This window comes from bacterium SCSIO 12827, assembly GCA_024397995.1.
In the GTDB taxonomy this organism is placed as follows: Bacteria; Pseudomonadota; Alphaproteobacteria; order Rhodospirillales; family Casp-alpha2; genus UBA1479.
Map to the genome: position 1 here is coordinate 1,704,301 of CP073746.1, position 17,687 is coordinate 1,721,987.

At 63.0% G+C, this 17,687-nt stretch carries 15 protein-coding genes; 11 read left to right on the forward strand and 4 right to left on the reverse strand.

Annotation, left to right across the window (positions count from 1 at the left end; translation table 11 throughout):
• Window positions 1-2: 2 nt before the first annotated feature.
• Window positions 3-851: a fumarylacetoacetate hydrolase family protein gene (locus KFF05_07975; GenBank protein ID UTW53276.1), complete on the reverse strand. Its 849-nt coding sequence runs from the start codon at window positions 849-851 to the stop codon at window positions 3-5.
• 197 nt (window positions 852-1,048) lie between these two features.
• On the opposite strand from KFF05_07975, the gene KFF05_07980 reads away from it, so the two are divergent.
• The 5 genes from KFF05_07980 (at window position 1,049) to KFF05_08000 (ending at window position 5,495) form a co-directional block, all read left to right on the forward strand.
• Entirely contained in the window at window positions 1,049-1,669 is a 621-nt protein-coding gene (locus tag KFF05_07980) for a pilus assembly protein (GenBank protein ID UTW53277.1), read from the forward strand.
• A gap of 8 nt (window positions 1,670-1,677) precedes the next feature.
• The gene (locus KFF05_07985) at window positions 1,678-2,235 is read left to right on the forward strand and encodes a pilus assembly protein (GenBank protein ID UTW53278.1); all 558 of its coding nucleotides are present in this window, start codon (window positions 1,678-1,680) and stop codon (window positions 2,233-2,235) included.
• A 65-nt stretch (window positions 2,236-2,300) separates the two neighbouring features.
• On the forward strand, window positions 2,301-3,017 hold the full coding sequence (locus KFF05_07990; GenBank protein UTW53279.1) for a DUF3047 domain-containing protein: 717 nt from the start codon (window positions 2,301-2,303) through the stop codon (window positions 3,015-3,017).
• 80 nt (window positions 3,018-3,097) lie between these two features.
• Window positions 3,098-4,414 carry a GSCFA domain-containing protein gene (locus KFF05_07995; protein ID UTW53280.1) on the forward strand — a complete coding sequence of 439 codons (1,317 nt, stop codon included), beginning with the start codon at window positions 3,098-3,100 and terminating at the stop codon, window positions 4,412-4,414.
• A gap of 91 nt (window positions 4,415-4,505) precedes the next feature.
• Window positions 4,506-5,495 (forward strand): hypothetical protein, encoded by a 990-nt coding sequence (locus KFF05_08000; GenBank protein ID UTW53281.1) that lies wholly within the window; start codon window positions 4,506-4,508, stop codon window positions 5,493-5,495.
• 81 nt (window positions 5,496-5,576) lie between these two features.
• Here the strand turns inward: KFF05_08000 and KFF05_08005 are convergent, their stop codons facing one another.
• From KFF05_08005 to KFF05_08015, 3 genes are all read right to left on the reverse strand, one after another.
• Window positions 5,577-8,702: an efflux RND transporter permease subunit gene (locus KFF05_08005; GenBank protein UTW53282.1), complete on the reverse strand. Its 3,126-nt coding sequence runs from the start codon at window positions 8,700-8,702 to the stop codon at window positions 5,577-5,579.
• A 64-nt stretch (window positions 8,703-8,766) separates the two neighbouring features.
• Window positions 8,767-9,984, reverse strand: coding sequence for an efflux RND transporter periplasmic adaptor subunit (locus KFF05_08010; GenBank protein ID UTW53283.1), 1,218 nt, complete (start codon window positions 9,982-9,984; stop codon window positions 8,767-8,769).
• A gap of 165 nt (window positions 9,985-10,149) precedes the next feature.
• On the reverse strand, window positions 10,150-11,604 hold the full coding sequence (locus KFF05_08015; GenBank protein ID UTW53284.1) for a VWA domain-containing protein: 1,455 nt from the start codon (window positions 11,602-11,604) through the stop codon (window positions 10,150-10,152).
• Window positions 11,605-11,833: 229 nt separating this feature from the next.
• Between KFF05_08015 and KFF05_08020 the strand changes: the two genes are divergently transcribed.
• The 6 genes from KFF05_08020 (at window position 11,834) to KFF05_08045 (ending at window position 17,467) form a co-directional block, all read left to right on the forward strand.
• Window positions 11,834-12,013 carry a Flp family type IVb pilin gene (locus KFF05_08020; protein UTW53285.1) on the forward strand — a complete coding sequence of 60 codons (180 nt, stop codon included), beginning with the start codon at window positions 11,834-11,836 and terminating at the stop codon, window positions 12,011-12,013.
• Window positions 12,014-12,289: 276 nt separating this feature from the next.
• Window positions 12,290-12,817 carry a prepilin peptidase gene (locus KFF05_08025; protein ID UTW53286.1) on the forward strand — a complete coding sequence of 176 codons (528 nt, stop codon included), beginning with the start codon at window positions 12,290-12,292 and terminating at the stop codon, window positions 12,815-12,817.
• Between the two features lie 9 nt (window positions 12,818-12,826).
• Window positions 12,827-13,828 carry a Flp pilus assembly protein CpaB gene (gene cpaB, locus KFF05_08030; protein UTW53287.1) on the forward strand — a complete coding sequence of 334 codons (1,002 nt, stop codon included), beginning with the start codon at window positions 12,827-12,829 and terminating at the stop codon, window positions 13,826-13,828.
• Window positions 13,829-13,842: 14 nt separating this feature from the next.
• Window positions 13,843-15,333 (forward strand): type II and III secretion system protein family protein, encoded by a 1,491-nt coding sequence (locus KFF05_08035; protein ID UTW53288.1) that lies wholly within the window; start codon window positions 13,843-13,845, stop codon window positions 15,331-15,333.
• Window positions 15,334-15,383: 50 nt separating this feature from the next.
• Complete coding sequence (locus KFF05_08040) at window positions 15,384-16,235, forward strand: hypothetical protein (GenBank protein ID UTW53289.1); 852 nt, start codon at window positions 15,384-15,386, stop codon at window positions 16,233-16,235.
• The gene (locus KFF05_08045; GenBank protein UTW53290.1) at window positions 16,232-17,467 is read left to right on the forward strand and encodes a pilus assembly protein CpaE; all 1,236 of its coding nucleotides are present in this window, start codon (window positions 16,232-16,234) and stop codon (window positions 17,465-17,467) included. The genes KFF05_08040 and KFF05_08045 overlap by 4 nt, the downstream gene beginning before the upstream one ends.
• Window positions 17,468-17,687: the final 220 nt, after the last annotated feature.

A 17,687-nucleotide genomic window follows, 5' to 3' on the forward strand; every position in this document is an offset into this window, starting at 1 on the left:
GATTATTCCGGCCAGGCTTTGACCTCGGTCTTCTGCTCGCCCAGACCTTCGATGCCGACGCGCATGACATCGCCGGCCTTCAGGAAGCGCGGCGGCTTCATGCCGAGCCCCACGCCCGGCGGCGTGCCCGTGGCGATGATGTCGCCCGGCATCAGGGTCATGTACTGGCTGACCACGGACACCAGATTGAAGACGTTGAACACCATGGTCTTGGTGCTGCCGTCCTGCATCATCTGGCCCGAGACCTCGCACCAGATGCGCAGGTTCTGCGGGTCCGGCACCTCGTCGGGGGTGACCAGCCAGGGACCGAAGGGGGCGAAGGTGTCGAAGCTTTTGCCCTTCACCCATTGGCCCGTGGTTTCCAGCTGGAATGCTCGTTCCGACACATCGTTCATGACGGCATAGCCGGCGATGTGGTTGAGGGCGTCCGCTTCCTCGACGTATTGGGCGCGCTTGCCGATGACGACGGCGAGTTCCGCTTCCCAATCGCCTTTTTCCGAGCCCTTGGGCAGCACGACAGGGTCGGTCGGGCCGCTGAGCGAGGTGATCGCCTTGGTGAAGATGATCGGCTCTTCCGGCAGGGCCATGCCGGCCTCCGCCGCATGGTTGGCATAGTTCAAGCCGATGGCGACGATCTTGCCGACGCCGGCGACCGGCGCACCCAAGCGCGGTGATCCACCGACGGCGGGAAATTCTTCCGGGTCCATGGCGTTCAGGCGGGCCAGACGGTCGCTGACCAGCGTTTCCGGCGTGATGTCGGGCAGGCGGTCGGACAGGTCGCGGATGCGGCCGGCGGCATCCAGCAGGCCGGGGCGTTCCTCGCCCTTGGGGCCATAGCGCAGCAATTTCATGGATGGGACTCCCGGATGGATTTTAGACGTCTTTGACCGGTTTTCGCACCGGTGGCCGCATTAGGCTTCGCAGGGCCGGGAAGGTCAAGACCGTTACCTGGAATTTTATGAAAGTTTTATAGAATATTGAAAACACTTAATATTTTTGTTGGAATTTGAAGCGGAGCGTAAGCTGCGGAAGAAAAGGAATTTCCGCCATGGTGCTCCGCCGACCCGGTTTATTGTCCTTCGGGCGCCCGGCGCTGGTTGAAAACCAGCGGGGCTCGTCCCTGGTCGAATTCGCCTTCGCAGCCCCCCTGGTTGTGTTGATGCTCATCGCCATCATCGAGTTCGGCATGATCATGTTTGTCTCGACGTTGATGGAAAGTGCGCTGCGTGATGCCGCACGGTTCGGCATCACCGGTCAGGAGCCGGAGGGGGGCACGCGTCTGGAACAAATCATCGCGATTGTCGAGGACCGCACCATCGGCCTGGTCGATATGGCCGACGCCAAGGTCGAGGTTCGGGTCTACCCCACCTTCGGCGATGTCGGCCGCGGCGAAGCCTTCGTCGACGGCAACGGTAATGGTGTCTACGATCCGGGCGAGACCTTCACCGACGAGAACGGCAACGGTGCCCACGATGCGGACATCGGCGAGGCCGGGGCCGGCGACGCCGGGTCGATCGTCGCCTACCGCATGGAATACGCCTGGCCGCTGCGCACACCGTTGGCGGGGCCTTTGATCGGCGAAGACGGCAAGTTCGTTTTGAAATCGGCCATCGCCGTGCGCAACGAACCCTATGATCAGGCCATCGGCGCACCGGCGCCGGGCGGGTGAGGGGCGTCATGGGCGTTATCCGCAAGTTCCTGAACCGGTTCCGGCGCGACGGGCGGGGGACCATCTCCGTCGAGTTGGCGATCGCCGTGCCGGTGCTGACGGGCCTATTGATGTCGGGGGTCGAGGTCACGCGCTATGTCCTGATCAACCAAAAGCTGGAGCGCACGGCGGCGACCATGGGCGATTTGATCTCGCGCATGCCGGAACTGACCGAAGGCGACATTACGTCGTTCTTCGCAGCCTCGGACCAGGTCATGACCCCATATGACGTTCAGGTCGGCGGCCGGGTCATCATATCGTCGATCGCCCGGGACGGCGGCGGCCCGGAAATCATCTGGCAGCGAACATACGGTCTGGCGCCGGCGGCAAGCCGGTTCGGCGCCATGGGCGACCCGGCGGTGTTGCCCGCCGGATTTGAGGTCCGCGACAGCGAAAACGTCATCACCGCCGAGGTGTTTTATGATTTCGAGCCGATCATGATGACCGCCGTGCTGGAGGCTGGGCAGCTTTATTCCAGCGCCGTGTTCCGACCGCGTTTCGGAAGCCTGACCACCGTCAATCCCTGATCCGGTCCGCCCGCCAACCAATTCGTGATTTGAGCGGACTGGGGGCGGTGGGGGATAGTGGGTCCATGAAACGTCTGTTCATTTCGTGCCTGGGACTGTTCCTCGCAACCGGTGCCGTATCGTTGGCCGTTGCGGGGGGCGACGCGTTGCCGGCGGATCTGGTCGCGCGGTCGTGGGAGCAGATGACTTTCGACGGCAAACGCGCCAACCGATACAGCGCCTGCGGCGACGACTGCATCGCGGTTGATACGGATTCCAGTGTGTCCCTGATCGGGCGGCCCATAGCGGTGGATTTGGCGCAAATGCCGGTGCTGACCTGGGAATGGAAGGTGGATCTGCCCGTGGCTGCGACGGACTTGACCGTGAAGGGGCGGGATGATCGGGCCCTGGCCCTTTACGTGACCTTCCCATACGACCCTGACACGGCGACGTTTTCGGAATCTCTGCTGCGTCCCTTGGTCGAATTGACGCGCGGCAAGGACGCACCGGCGCGAACCCTGTCCTATGTCTGGAGCGGCGACACGACCACGCCCGGCACGGTCGTCGCCAGCCCTTATTTCGGCGACGTCAACGTGATGATCGTGGCGCGCACCGACCGTGCCCCCCTGGGTATGTGGCTGCGGGAAACGGTTGATGTGGCGGCGGATCATGAACGGGTGTTCGGCCGTCGTCCGCTGCGTGCGTCGCATGTGCTGATCGGTGCCGACACCGACGATACGGGGACACGCAACCGGGGTCTTGTACGCAATATCGCGTTCCAACCGCGACCGGGCGACAAATGATGAAGGTTTTCCTCTTGAATGCGGAACGATAAGGTCTTCACGTCGGATAATATCGAATACTAAGGGAGACCGTCTTAGGGATGACTATGGAAGCGGATGCCCGCACGGGAAATCCCGTGATTCTCTTGGACGTGGAGGGCGGTCTTGCGCAATCGCAGTCGCCTTCCCGCGATCTGTTGATTGACCAGATATTCGATGACGAGGATTTTAAACGCGGCCTGCGGGCCGATATTGCGAAGAGCGCGATCCCATTCAGCGGTCTCAGTGCGTTCCTGCAGTTCTGTGCCACGTACCTTGACCGACAAGGAGGTGGGAGTGGCGCCGATCCGGTGATTGAGGGACAACGCGCGCGCCTGTTTGATTATGCCGGGCGAATTAATCAGATGGCAGACCGGTTCAATACCGAGACCAAGCCAAACCCGGATGCCGTGTTCTGGCCGGACCCGGAGCGCGGCGGTAAACCGCTGAAGGACGTGATCCCGGTCGCCAAACGCTATCCATTTATCGACCAGGGAACCAAAATCGGATCGGCCGGAAGCTGTTTCGCAATCGAGATTGCTAAGAACCTGCTCGACCGCGGGTTCAATTACCTCTGCCTGGAAAAGACCTACGATCCGGAAACCGGCACGCTGGTCATGGATACCAGTTCCGACGATCCGGTCATTCAATATTCCTGCCGCTGGGGCATCATGTTCAATACGCCCAGCTTCACCCAGATCGTCGAGAACGCCTTCGGCGTTCGGCCGCTTCCCAAACTGCTGCTGAAACTCAGTGACGCACCGCCGGACATCTACATTGATCCATTCCGGGAGGCGGTCATGTTCCCGTCACCCGAAGCCTATGAAATCGAACGCGAAAAGCATCTGGAAAATACTCGGAAGGTCTTTCTTGAGGCGGACGTTTTCATCCTGACGCTCGGCTTGAACGAGGCTTGGCGTTACATGCCGGACGATGTCTATATCTCGCGTAACCCGCGGAATAAATCCATGACCGGTCTGATCGAGCACCGGACCCTGACGGTCGAGGAAAATATCGATTACCTGCAGCGCTTCATTGATGTGGTGCGCGCCCACAACCCGAATTTGAAACTAATTCTGACCGTATCGCCGGTGCCGTTCCTGGCCACCGGGCGGGCCGATATCCATCATGTTGTTACCGCCAACACGCATTCCAAGGCTGTGCTTCGTGTTGCTGCCGATATCATCGTCGAGCGCAATACGGATGTGTTCTATTTTCCAAGCTACGAGGTCGTCACTGTTTGTTCGGAAACGATCTGGACGGAAGATCAACGCCACATTCATTCTTCGGCAGTTGCGAAGGTTATGGAGACCTTTGACGAAATGTTCCTGACCCGCGCGGCGAAGACCCTCGTTCGGCTGAACACGGCCGGTGGGTGACGTCTCAACGTCCGCAGTTTAGGGGATATTAATGAGTCATCCCTAGAGTTCACGCGGTTCGTATCTCGGTCGGTCAGAGGCGACCAAATCCATGGATTTTTCGCAGTACACGGTTGATTCGTATGGCAACGTCCACCTTTCGGGCGACCTGAACGCCTGGATGCTGTCGTCGTCCTGGCGACGCCACGGCCTTTACCACCGTATCTGCCAACAGGAATACCGTTCGCAGCATGGCGGATTGCCGCCGGCGCGCGCCGCCGCTGACGATCTGCGCGATCATGGCGTTTGCTTATTGCCGCGGGTGTTGGCCGATGAAGAATGCTCAGCCTTTACCCAATCCATTGACGGCTATGTCGAAGGGTTGGCGCGAGACGGTCTGACCGGTTTGCCTGACACCTATTTCGTCCCCTGGTCGCAGTATCGGGCGGGCATCCTACGCCGGGTCTTGCCGGAGATCTTGTCGCCGGATCTGACGGCGAAAATTGAAGACTACTACGGCAGCCATTTCCAGGTTCTGTCGGTGTCGTTGAACCGCTACCTGGCGGAGATGGGGCGCGACGTATCTTTCCAATGGCATCGTGACGAAGAGCCACCGCAGCAACTGCACCTGATGGTGTATCTGTCCGGCGCATCGGATGAGGGCGGGCGTACGGAAGTCTTAGACCGGGCAACGACCCGCCGCGCGGCTGAAAACGGTTACAGTTATCCGCCCTTGGGCGAGCGTAGCGATGATCTTACGAAAATCCTTGGCTCCGACACGCTGGCAGGAACGGCAATTGTTCCTGATCTAAACGCGGGTGGGGCATTGATGTTCGCCGCGCCGCGCAATCTTCATCGCGGAGTGAAACCACGCGTTGGGCAGCGGGATACGCTGCTGATTCTTCTGATGCCGAGCCCGCTGCCTTGGCAGGCGCGACTGGGAGCGAATTTCCGGCAGGTTCTAAGCAGTGGGAAGCACACCACCTGTTGTCTGCTCAATCCATTCGATGAATTCTCCGAAGCGACATTGGAGCAGCATGGCCAAGCGCCTGAATGGGCGAAACTCGGGGAAATGTTTCCATCCGACGATTCCCTTTATTAACGTAATAGCCGACGCGGCCCCGGTCGCCTTTGCTGTCGCCAACGGCACACGCCGCCATTTCCAGGCGGCGGAATAGGGGGGCTATTCCGCCGGCGCGCGGCCCGGTTCGGCGCCGCCGGACGCCCCCTGGATCGCCTTGGTCGGGAACAGGCGGTCCAGGTAGATATAGACCACCGGCGTCAGATACAGCGTGATGACCTGCGACATCAGCAGGCCGCCGACCACGGTCAGGCCCAAGGGCGCACGTGCCTCGCCGCCCTGGCCGAAGCCGACGGCGATGGGCAGGCTGCCCATGAGGGCGGCCATGGTCGTCATCATGATCGGGCGGAAGCGGATCAGGCAGGCCTGATAGATGGCTTCGTCGGGGCTCAGGTTGTCCTCGCGCTGCGCCGACAGGGCGAAGTCGATCATCATGATCGCGTTCTTCTTGACGATCCCCACCAGCATGATGATGCCGACGAAGCCATAGAGCGTCAGCGGCATGTCGAAGGCCATGAGGGCGAGCAGCGCCCCCACGCCCGCCGCCGGCAGGCCCGACAGAATGGTCAGCGGGTGGATGAAGCTTTCATAGAGAATGCCCAGCACGATGTAGACCACGATAATGGCCAGCGCCAGCAGCATGCCCATGCCGGCCAGGGATTCCTGGAACACCTTGGCCGTGCCCTGGAAACTGGTGGTCAGGGTTGCCGGCACCTGGATTTCGCGTTCCAAGGCGTGAACCCGGTCGATGGCCGTGCCGAGGGAGACCTCGGGGGCGAGGTTGAACGAGATGGTGACGGCGGGGATTTGGCCCTGGTGGCTGATGGTCAGGGGCGACACGCCGCGGGTCAGGGTGGCGACGGCGGCCAGCGGCACCAGACGGTCGCCGGGGGCCCGGATAGATAGCTTCTTCAGCGCTTCCGGGTCTTTTTGGAATTCGGGGGCGACTTCCAGGATTACCGCGTACTGGTTGGCGGCCGTATAGATGGTCGACACCTTGCGTCCGCCGAAGGCGTTGGCCAGCACGGCCTCGATCTCGTCGGCTTTGATGCCCATGGTGCCGGCGCGGTCGCGGTCGATATCGACGACCAGCGAGGGGCTGCGGATCTTGAGGTCCGTGGTCACGTCCTGGAAACCGGGCAGTTTGCCCAGTTCGGCGGCCATGACTTCGGCCCATTTGTAGAGGGATTCCAGGTCCAGGTCCTGCAAGGTGTATTGGTATTGCGCGTTGGACAGGCGGCCACCGACGCGGATCGCCGGCGGGTTGCGCACGAAGGACTTGATGCCGGCGACCTTGTTCAGCTTGCGCCGCAGTTTCTGCACCACGTCGTTGATGTTGGCGTCGGGGCGCGCGTGGCGCGGTTTCAGGCGCAGGAACAACAGGCCCGCGTTGTTGGTGATGCGGCTGCCGGCGGCCCCCACGCGCGACATGGTCGCGGCGACGTTGGGGTCGTTGTTGACGATGTCGGCGACTTCTTTCTGATAACGCTTCATGGCGTCGAACGACACGTCTTGGCCGCCTTCCGTGTAGATGATCAGGCGGCCCGTGTCCTCGGCCGGCAGGAAATCCTTCTGAATCAGGGCATAGAGCCCCCAGGTCCCGACCAGGGTGCCCAGGAACACGGCCAGCACGAACGGCTTGCGCTTGAGGCACCAGAGCAGAGACACGTCGTAGCCGTGCAGCATGGCGTCGAACGCGCGCTCGGTCATCGCCATGAAGCCGCGCTTTGGTTTTTCCGGGCCGTGGGCGGCATCGGAAATCCATCGGCTGCACATCATCGGCGTCAGCATCAGCGACACGATGCCGGACACGATGATGGTGGCGCTGATGGTCATGGCAAATTCATGCAGCAGGCGTCCGACCATGCCGCCCATGAACATCACGGGAATGAACACGGCGACCAGGGACAGGGTCATGGATAGAATGGTGAAGCCGATTTCCTTAGAGCCCTTCAACGCCGCCTCCATGGCGGACAGGCCCTTTTCCTTGTGGCGGATGATGTTTTCCAACATGACGATGGCGTCATCGACGACGAAGCCGACGGACAGGGTCAGGGCCAGAAGGCTTAGGTTGTTGAGCGAGAACCCCATCACGTACATGACCGTGAAGGTGCCGATCACAGAAATCGGCAGGGCGACGCTGGCGATCACCGTGGCGGCCAGGTTGCGCAGGAACAGGAAGATCACCAGTACGACCAGGGCCGCGGCCAGCATCAGGGTGAATTCCACGTCCAGGATCGATTCCTCGATCGACTGGGCACGGTCGTACATGACTTCCAGGTTCACGGACTCGGGCAGTTGCTGGCGGAACAGTGGCAGGATGTCGTTGATCTGCTTGACGATCTGAACGGTGTTGGAGCCGGGCTGACGGTAGACCGCCAACATGATGCCTTGGCGGTCTCCGAAATAAGTGGCGACGCGGGTCGCTTCGACCCCGTCGATGGCCGTGCCGATTTCTGACAGGCGCACGGGCGCCCCGTTGCGGTAGGCGACGATCAACTTGTTATAGGCGGCGGCGTTGCTCATCTGGCCCGTGGTCTTCACGGCGATGGCGCGGTCGGGGCCGTTCAGGGTACCCGTGGGCTGATAGCTGTTACCGCCGCGGATGGCCTGCTCGACCTCGCCGATGGCGATGCCGCGGGTGGCCAGGGCGTCCGGGTCGACCTGGGCGCGCACGGCGAATTTCTGCTGACCCCAGATTTGCACCTGGGCGACGCCGCCGATGGTCGACAACTGCTGCGCCAACATGGTTTCCGCGAACTCGTTGACCATGGAGATCGGCAGCGTGTCCGACGACAGCCCGATGTAGAAGATGGCGAAGTCGGCGGGGTTGATCTTGCGGAACGACGGCGGGTCCGTCATGTCGTCTGGCAAAGAGCGGAGCGCCGTCGAAATCGCCGACTGTACGTCCAGCGCCGCGGCGTCGATGTTGCGGTCCAGGTCGAACTCAAGGGTGATGCGCGACGTGCCGGATGCGCTGATCGAGGTCATGTTGCGCACGCCGGCGATGCGCGAGAACTGACCTTCGAGCGTCGTCGCCACGGCGGCGGCCATGGTTTCCGGATTGGCGCCGGGCAGGGAGGCCGTGACCTCGATGGTCGGATAGTCGACGTTGGGCAGTTCCGAGACCGGCAGGACGCGATAGGCAAACACCCCGAACAGGACAAGCCCCAGCATGACAAGGGTCGTCATGACCGGTCTGCGGATGCACAGTTCCGACAAATTCATCGTTCGTTCCGCGGCCTGTTCAGCCCGCTCCTTCCCGGGGCGCTGCGCGGGGCGATGGCCCCGGTCAGCCGCCCGCCTTGCCTGTGCCGCCGGTTGCCGTCGGCGCCGCGTCGCCTGTTTTCTTTTCGCCCTTGGCCCTCTTGGCGTCGTCCATTTTGAACGTCACCTTGGCGCCCTTGAACAGGCGCAACTGACCGTCGGTAACGACCGTGTCGCCCGGCTTCAGGGCGTCGCCGATGGCCACGAAATCGTCGATCGACGGCCCCAGGACCACCTGCCGGGGCTGCACCGTCATGTCGGCCGGATTGACGACGAAGACGTAGTTGCCTTTCTGGCCGCTCTGCACGGCCCGTTCGGGCACCACGGCGGCGTTCTGGATCGAGTCCATTTCGATGACGACGCGCACGAACTGCCCCGGGGTGAGGAACCCATCGGTGTTGTCGAATTCGGCCTTCAGCAGGATCGTGCCGGTTTGCGTGTCGACGGCGTTGTTGATGAACACGACGCGGCCGCGGTTCGGCGGGCGATTGCTGTCGGGCACGGTGGCTTCGACGGCCAGGGTCCCCTCGGCAAGCCGCCGCTTGATTTCCGCCAGATGCCCCTCGGGTACGGACAGGGCCGCCAGGATGGGGTTGACCTGATTGATGACGACCAGGGGCTGCTGGTCGTCGGCCTTGACCAGGTTGCCGGCCTGGACCAGGACGCTGCCCGTGCGCCCGCCCAGGGGGGCGCGGACGGTCGTGAATTCCAGGTTCAGCTTGGCGATGTCGACGGCGGCCTGACCGGCGCGGATGGTCGCCGATAGGCTGTTAACGGCGGCCCGTGCTTCCTCGAACTTCTGCTGTGACGAGAAGCCTTTGCCGCTGAGCGACTGGTAGCGCTGAAAATCGCCCTGGGCTTTTTCCAGGTTGGCGCGGTCGCGGGCCAGGTTGGCCTCGGCCTCGCGCAGGCGGGCCTGGAAGGGGCGGGCGTCGATGTGGAACAGGGGATCGCCCTTGGCTACGGTCTGGCCTTCGGTGAAGGCCGTTTCCATGATCTGGCCGTCGACGCGGGAGCGAACGGACACCGTGGCCAGCGCCTGGATGGTGCCGATGGCGCGGATGGTGACCGGCATCGTGCGGGTCGTCACCTGGGTGACAAGGACCGGTGTCGGCGGTTTGCCGCCCGCTTTGGCCGCAGGTTTATCGGCGGCAGGCCCGCCAGCCAGCATGAAATAGGCACCCGTGCCGACCGCAATCAGCAGGACGCCAAGCGCCACGCGCCGAGACGAATGCGTCTTCATTGAATTTCGGTGATTCCGTTCCCCTGAGGAAAGTACTCAGTAGATGCAAATATGACGGAAAATATTAGGACAAGCCGCAACTCTTGGCGAGCGGGCAATTGTAACGAATTGTATTCAACAAGGGGGGGTGGGGGCGTTCGGGCGCACCGGAAACGCCGTACAGGTTTACTTCGACAGCCGCAGTTCGGTCAGGTGATTGGCGACTTCGCGGAACACTGTCTGCAGTTCCGCCGCCCCCGGCGCCAAGTGATAATAGGGGGCCTCGGGGCCGCTCGCGACCTGCTTGAGGATGTTCTTCAGGTCTTCGTCGTTGTTGGCGAATTGTATGACGTAGACGATGACGCCGTCGGCCTTGACGTTGTTTGCCAGGGCCAGCAGGCGGCTGTTCATTTCGTCGTGGGCGGTGCCGCCCGTGCCCCAGGTTCCTTTGTAACCGTCGCCCGATCCGCCGACGTTTTCGCCGTCGGTCAACAGCACGATGGCCTGCTGGCGGCGGTAAGGGGGATCGGGGATCGCCTCGGTGAAGGGGGCTGACGGTTTCAGTACCCGCCAGGCCCAGCCCAGGCCCTGGGGAATGTTGGTCTGCCCCCGGGGCGAGGTCAGGGCATCGATCTTGCCTTCGATGACGGCCTTGGAATGCTGCAGCGGTGTGATGCCGTGGCTCAGGCAGGGACCGCATTCGTTGCCGCCCACGGCCATGGTGCAATTGCTCCAGCCGGGCTGCGGATCGCCGTCCGGTCCGATGGACTCCCAGGCGACCCAGTCCTTGTCCCCGATCTGGCCGATGCCGAGCAGGGCATCGCCGTCGTTGCCGTCGTCGCCGTCATCCGCATAACGCTGAAACACACAGCCGGTCCAATCGGGGCCGGGATCGTTCAGCAGCGGTACGGGCGAGGCGTTGACCGTGAACACGCTGCTTTGCGCGGCCCCCGTCACTGGGTGCGCATAGGCGGCGACGGCGGTCTCGGTCGTCATGGCGGGATCATAGGCCGTCCCATCAATGGTCACGTTGACCTTGGAATTCCAGGGCACTAGGCCGATGCCCAGAAGGTCCTTGTCCGGCGCCGTGCCGAACAAGATGCCGACCAGGGTCTGGGCGGCCGTGCGTGCGGCGGCGATGCGCGATCCGCCGCCGATGGCGCCCGACGTCATGGACCCGGACATGTCGATGGCCAGCACCACGTCCAGGGCGATCAGCTCGCGTTTGACCTCGGAGGAGGCGGACACGCTGACGTCCTCAAACCCCAGAATACGCATGAAGCTGGTCGGAACCACGGCCGAGGCGGTCAGCTCCAAGGTCTCGTTATCGACGTCGGGGAACTTGAGTGGCCCGGTTACCGTGGCACCGAGATAGGCAGCCGGGAAGTTGGCATTGAAGAACATATCGATGTCGGCGTCGCGGGTCGGCAGAAAGAACGACCGTCCGCCGGCCAATGCCGCCGCGTCGAGGGCCGACGACAGGCGTGACTTGACCAGATAGGCACGGGCCACATCGGTGCCGATACCGACGAAACCGATGACCGGAATAATGGCCAGTGCAAGGAAAACGGCGACGCCGCCGCGTCGGCAAGCACCGAGCCGAGTTATGATTTTTAAAATGTTTTCAATGAGTTGCGTCATGTCAAGAGTTTCCTGTGCAGACGCACTAATAGTTATAGAAAAACAATCTGGTCAATTGAAACGTTTGCATAAAACAAATAATAAAAATTAGATAAAATTTTATATAAATGTACAAATAAAGTATTGATTGTTTGAGTGTAAATAAAAATTTTGACTTATAACTTTAGGCATAGAAAATTGGGCATCGAGGTTCACAGCGGACCACGAAGAATGTTTCAGGAGAGAAGCCATGAAGACCACGATCACAAAACTGTTGAAGGATGAGTCCGGTGCCACGGCCATCGAATACGGCCTGATCGCCGCCCTGGTATCGGTCGCCGCCATCGGTGCCCTGACCACCATGGGCGAGTCCCTCGAGACCATGTTCACGACCGTTTCGGGCAAGCTTGACGAAGCCGTCAGCGAGTAATCCTGACGGATAAGACTGCCCTACGATCTCCATGTCCCTCCCCAGAACCCTTAGGTGGGTTCGAACTTCGGGTCCTCAATTCCCCACGAAATCGGTCCCCCGGTTTCGCAGGGCCCGAAGGGGGGGGGCGGAGCCCCGGCCCGGAAAGGCCGAGATGACCAGCTCATTAGTTAGTCAATTTTCCTGACGAATAAATGAAGAAAGAGCAGCGCGTAACGTGAACCCGGGCGGGTGGCCGCACCCAGCCACCCGCCAAGTCGGAAAAGGCCCCAACCCATGTCCCTTACGGCCGCCATTCATGCATTTCCCCTGGCGTTGTTTACCGGTCTGCTCGGCCTGGCCGCACTGACCGATCTTCAGGAATACCGAATTCCAAATTCGGTGACCTTGGCCGTCGCGGCCCTGTTTCCCGTCTATGCCCTGCTGCCGGGCGCCGGTGTCGATGTCGCCGGTGCGCTGGCCGTTGGTGCCGCGGTCTTGGCCGGCGGCACGGTGCTGTTCGCGTTGGGTGTGTTGGGGGGCGGCGACGTGAAATTGATGGCCGCTGTAAGTCTCTGGGTCGGTCCGTCGGCATGCCTTGATTTCATCCTCGTCACGGCATTGTTCGGGGGGGGCATCGCCCTGATTCAAATCTCGCACTGGCGTCTGGCCGTTGCCCAGGTTCTCGCCGATCGGGGAGAAACGGGCGTCGCCCATACCTTGCTTGGCCGTGACGTGCCCTATGCCGTGGCCATTGTCGCCGCCACCTTCGTCACCATGCCCGTGCCGCCCTTGCTGGGCGCCACCCCGGCGCTGGCCGGTTAGGAGGCTGATATGTCCCCGATCTCCCTGCGCGGAATTCTGCTGATCATCATGGCGTTGACGGCGGCCGTCGGTACGGCGCTGTTCGCCCGCAACTGGATCGCCCAACAGCAGGCAGCGTTCAAGGCCCGGCCGATGCAAACCGCCCCGGCCACGGAAACCCGCCGGGTCCTGGTCGCCAAACAAACCATGGAGGCCGGCCGCTTCGTGCGTGCCGAGGATCTGCGTTGGACCGCATGGCCCAAGGACGGCGTTGCCGAAGGCTATGTCGTCGAGGGCGCGGCGCCGAAAGGGCTGAAGCCCGCGCCGAATGCCGCCGACGGTGGAAAATCCAATACCCATGGCACGGCCGTGTTCGACGGCGCCGTCGTGCGTACCCGCATCACGGCGGGCGAACCGGTGACGGCGCTGAAGCTGGTGCAGCCGGGCGAGCGCGGCTTCCTGGCGGCGGTGCTGAAGCCCGGCAAGCGCGCTGTTTCGGTGCCTGTCAACGCGACCACGGGGATCGCCGGGTTCATTTTTCCGGGTGACCAGGTCGACGTCATCTTCATCGGCCAGATGCGCTTGGAAACCCGGCGCGGCGATGCCGAGGGCAGCAAGGTGAAGAAGATCGAGTTTTCCGAAACGCTGTTGTCCGGTGCGCGCGTCATCGCCATGGATCAGAAGGTCGAGGCCGGTGACGGTCAGGCCAAGGTGGCAAAGACCGCGACCCTGGAGGTCACGCCCAAGCAGGCGGAAAAGGTCGCCCTGGCCCTGAAGATGGGTGGGGTTAGCCTGAGCCTGCATTCCCTGGCCCGTCACGATAATGCGGGCGTCGGCCAGGACCGTTTCGCGGATGTCGCACAGGCCGTCGGCGCCATGGAAACCGGGGCCGCGCCGCAGGACCAGAGCGGCAGCTACACCCTTGAATTCGACATCATGAGCATGCTCGGCGACAAGCGTTTCGGCCCGGGTGCGCGTGCGCGCGGGGTCAACGTGATCCGCGCCGACAAGGCCGAACAGGCCAATTTCTGAAAGGGTGGACGGTCATGCGACCCCAGGCGATGGACATCTTTGACAATCGGCCCAGGCCCCGCGAGATCAAGCGGTGGAGCCGCCTAATCCTGGCCGCCGGCGTCTTGCTGGCCCTGATAATGGCGATGCTGTTCGCACCGCCGCTGGCCGCTTTTGCCTCGGCCCAGGGCCTGGACGCGGGCCGGGTCGAAGTCATTAGCCCTGCCGGCGCCAACATCAAGATGGAGGTCAACAAGGGCCGCCTGGTGCGCCTGTTGCGTCCGGCCTCGACCGTGTTCATCGCCGATCCGCGCATCGCCGACGTACAGGTCAAGTCGCCGTCCCTGGTCTACCTGTTCGCCAAGGCACCGGGCGAGACGACTTTGTATGCCGTCGATCAGGCCGAACGCGTACTGGCCAATGTCGACATCACCGTCGGCCACAACCTGTCGCGCCTGCGTGACGCCCTTGCCAAGCTGGCGCCGGACCACGACGTCACGGTCGACAGCATCGATGGCGCGCTGATCGTCGACGGCATCGTGCCTACCGCAAGCAAGGCCGAAGATATTCGACGTCTCGCCGTGTCCTTCGCGGGGGCGCCGGAAAACGTCATCAACCGCTTGGGCGTCGACGCCCCTAACCAGGTCAACCTGCGGGTCCGTGTCGCCGAGGTGTCGCGCGACGTCGACAAGCAGTTGGGATTCAATTGGAGTGCCGTCGGCTCCATCGGCGCCTTCGCCTTCGGTGTCGCGACAGCAAATCCCTTCGCGGCGAATGTCATCAGCCAAACCCTGACCGCCAATCCGGGGACGTTTTCCGCCGGCAACGGCAAGTTCACTTTCGACGTGAACGGCGTGATCGACGCGTTGGAAGAAGAGGGCTTGGTCACCGTCCTGGCCGAACCCAACCTGACGGCCATGTCCGGCGAGACGGCCAGCTTCCTCGCGGGCGGAGAATTCCCGATCCTGGTGCCGGAGGGCAACGACCGGGTGGTCATCGAGTTCAAGGAATTCGGCGTGTCGCTGGCCTTCACGCCGACGATTTCCGGCGACAGCCGCATCAACCTGCACGTCCGGCCCGAGGTCAGCCAACTGTCCAACGCCAATGCCGTGACCCTGAATAACTTCCAGATCCCGTCGTTGACCACGCGCCGGGCGGAAACCACGGTGGAACTGGGCAGCGGCCAAAGCTTTGCCATTGCCGGGCTGTTGCAGAACAACGTGACCCACAGCATTTCCGAATTTCCCGGGCTCGGCGACGTGCCGGTGCTGGGCAGCCTGTTCAAGTCCGACCGCTTTCAGCGCGAGGAATCCGAGCTGGTCATCATCGTCACCCCCTACATCGTCAAGCCGGCGCCGTCGCGCAAATTGGCTGCCCCCACGGACGGCTATCAGGCGCCCCACGACATCGAACGCATCATCGGCGGCTCCACGGGCCGCCACGCCGACGCCCCGGCCAAGCCCCGGACCGTGACAAAGAACGGCCGGGCGCTGATCGGTCCCGTCGGATTCACCTTCGAGGATTGAGAACCCACTATCCGTATTCCCCAATGTCTTCACACCCCAGGAGCATTGCCATGAACACCCCGAACCGGATCTACACCAAGCCCCGCAAGGCCAAGACGAAGCCGGCCGCGTTTGTTTCCGCCGCGAAGCGCAAGCCCACCATCTGGGACCGCGGCGTCGGCGGCGGAAGCAGCGGCAAGGGGCGGTCCCTCGGCTGGCGGGCAGGCGCCCATGCCGGCAGTTCCTGGGCCGGGATTCTGTGTCTGGTTCTGCTCGGTGCCTGCAACCACATTCCCGATTTCAAGGCCTACGCGCCCTATGACCCGCCCACCACGCGACAACCCCGCGTGCAGCCTGTCGCCATCGCCCATAAGGTCGCCTTCTCCCAGGGAACGGTGACACTGGACGCCACGGCGGGCCGCGATATCGACGCCTTCTTGGCGCGTCAGAAGGTCGACCGGGCGGATGCCTTGGAAATCGCCATCCCAGTCGGTGGCGGCGAAATCGCTCGTGGCCGGGCAGCGCGGGTCGCGGCCTATCTGAAGCTTAAGCGCTTGGCCGCGGGGCTGGTCATCGACGACGATCCCAAGATGGCGGCCGATACGGTGCGTTTGGTCGTCCACCGCTATCAGGTCGCCCTGCCGGGATGCCCTGATTGGTCGGACCGCAGCGGCATCACCCATGGCAACCAACCTTCAGGAAACTGGGGTTGCGCCACGGCGGTCAATCTCGGCCTGATGGTCGCCAATCCGGGCGATCTGGTGTGGGGGCGTGACGGCGGGCCCGCCGACGGGGAGGCCCAGGTGTTGGGCATCCAGCGCTACCGCAAGGGTGAGACCAAACCGCTTCTGGGTGGCGCGACGTCGCAGGCACCGGCGGCCGGAACAGGTGCGCCCGCCGGCGGCGAAGGAGCCGGCAAATGACCCCGGCCCCGGAAAAGAAGCTTGCCCCTACAGCGGCCAGCAAGCCCAAGCCCTTCATGGCCTTCGTCATGGACGAGATCACGCGCAGTCAGCTTGAGCGCGCGGCCGAGGATGCGGGCTTTGCCGGCGACGTTTATGTGGGCGACACGGATGCGGCCCTCGCCACTCTGGCCGAGGTCGTTCCTGCCCGTTACTTGGTTCTTGATCTTGCCGACCGCACGGACCTGGTTGCGGCCGTGAACGACTTTGCCGAGGTCTGCCAGCCGGACACCCGGGTTCTGGTTTTGGGCGCGGTGAACGACGTCGCGGTCTACCGCGCCTTGGTCGATCTCGGCGTGTCCGACTATCTGGTCAAACCGGTGGCCGGGCCGCAATTGACAGCGGCCCTGGCGCGCCTGGGGGCAGAGGCGCAGCCGGATACGGGCGACAAGGCGGCCTCGGCCGTCAGGTGCGGCACGGTCACGGGCGTCGTGTCCGCGCGGGGTGGGGCAGGGGCCAGCACGGTTGCCGTGAACTTGGCCTGGGCGTTGTCGGTCGAAGCGCCGGGAAAATGCGCCCTGGTCGATCTCGATCTGCGGTTCGGCACCGCCGCCATGATGCTGGACCTGGAGCCGGGACGCGGCTTCAAGGAAGCGCTCGACAACCCGGGGCGCATCGACAGCCTGTTCATGGAACGCGCCATGGTGCGCGCCACGGACAATCTGTCCCTGCTGGCCGGGGAAGAAGACGTGTCGGCTGAACCGGCGGTTGCCGAGGGGGCCCTTGATGTCTTGTTTGACCGGTTGGCGGGCGCCTTCGACCATGTGGTGGCGGATCTGCCGCGTTGGCGCCTGGGCGATCACGTGAAGCATCTGGACCGCCTTTTCCTGGTGACCGAACCGACCCTGGCCGGCCTGCGCGATGCGCTGCGCCTGAAGGATGCGGCCTTGGCCTTGGCCGGCACCGACCTGCCGGTGCAGATCGTCCTCAACAAGGGCGGGGCGACGAAGAAGGGCGAATTGACGGAGGCTGATGCGGTCAAGGGCGGGCTGCCCAAGCCGGCCTATGTGTTGCCTGATGAGACCAAGGTGCAGGCCCAGGCCCAGGCCACGGGCAAGCCCATGGTGCAGATCGCCCCTCGGGCCAAGGCGTCCAAGGTGATCGTCGAGATGGCCCGCGATCTGGCGCTTGATGACAGCGACGCGGTTCCGACGAGGTCTCTGTTTGGTCTGATCCTCGGCGGCCGGGCTTAGGAGGCGGGATCGTGAGTTTCGGACGCAGAGATACCTCGAAAGTCGTCGCCTTGGCGGCGCATCGTCTGCCCACGCAAGGTGATGCGGACCCGGTTCCGGGCGAAATGCCTGCGGTTGAGGAATCGGTGCCGGAACCGCCGATGCGCGAGGTCGAAGATGCTGAAGAGTATCGCCCCGAAATCGTTGCCCGCGCGGTCGACAAGATTTGGCCAAGCGTCCG

Bases quoted from the DNA above. Each gene is read 5' to 3' on its own strand.
- KFF05_07975 (UTW53276.1), bottom strand. From the start codon at position 851: ATGAAATTGCTGCGCTATGGCCCCAAGGGCGAGGAACGCCCCGGCCTG.
- KFF05_07980 (UTW53277.1), top strand. From the start codon at position 1,049: ATGGTGCTCCGCCGACCCGGTTTATTGTCCTTCGGGCGCCCGGCGCTG.
- KFF05_07985 (UTW53278.1), top strand. From the start codon at position 1,678: ATGGGCGTTATCCGCAAGTTCCTGAACCGGTTCCGGCGCGACGGGCGG.
- KFF05_07990 (UTW53279.1), top strand. From the start codon at position 2,301: ATGAAACGTCTGTTCATTTCGTGCCTGGGACTGTTCCTCGCAACCGGT.
- KFF05_07995 (UTW53280.1), top strand. From the start codon at position 3,098: ATGACTATGGAAGCGGATGCCCGCACGGGAAATCCCGTGATTCTCTTG.
- KFF05_08000 (UTW53281.1), top strand. From the start codon at position 4,506: ATGGATTTTTCGCAGTACACGGTTGATTCGTATGGCAACGTCCACCTT.
- KFF05_08005 (UTW53282.1), bottom strand. From the start codon at position 8,702: ATGAATTTGTCGGAACTGTGCATCCGCAGACCGGTCATGACGACCCTT.
- KFF05_08010 (UTW53283.1), bottom strand. From the start codon at position 9,984: ATGAAGACGCATTCGTCTCGGCGCGTGGCGCTTGGCGTCCTGCTGATT.
- KFF05_08015 (UTW53284.1), bottom strand. From the start codon at position 11,604: ATGACGCAACTCATTGAAAACATTTTAAAAATCATAACTCGGCTCGGT.
- KFF05_08020 (UTW53285.1), top strand. From the start codon at position 11,834: ATGAAGACCACGATCACAAAACTGTTGAAGGATGAGTCCGGTGCCACG.
- KFF05_08025 (UTW53286.1), top strand. From the start codon at position 12,290: ATGTCCCTTACGGCCGCCATTCATGCATTTCCCCTGGCGTTGTTTACC.
- cpaB (UTW53287.1), top strand. From the start codon at position 12,827: ATGTCCCCGATCTCCCTGCGCGGAATTCTGCTGATCATCATGGCGTTG.
- KFF05_08035 (UTW53288.1), top strand. From the start codon at position 13,843: ATGCGACCCCAGGCGATGGACATCTTTGACAATCGGCCCAGGCCCCGC.
- KFF05_08040 (UTW53289.1), top strand. From the start codon at position 15,384: ATGAACACCCCGAACCGGATCTACACCAAGCCCCGCAAGGCCAAGACG.
- KFF05_08045 (UTW53290.1), top strand. From the start codon at position 16,232: ATGACCCCGGCCCCGGAAAAGAAGCTTGCCCCTACAGCGGCCAGCAAG.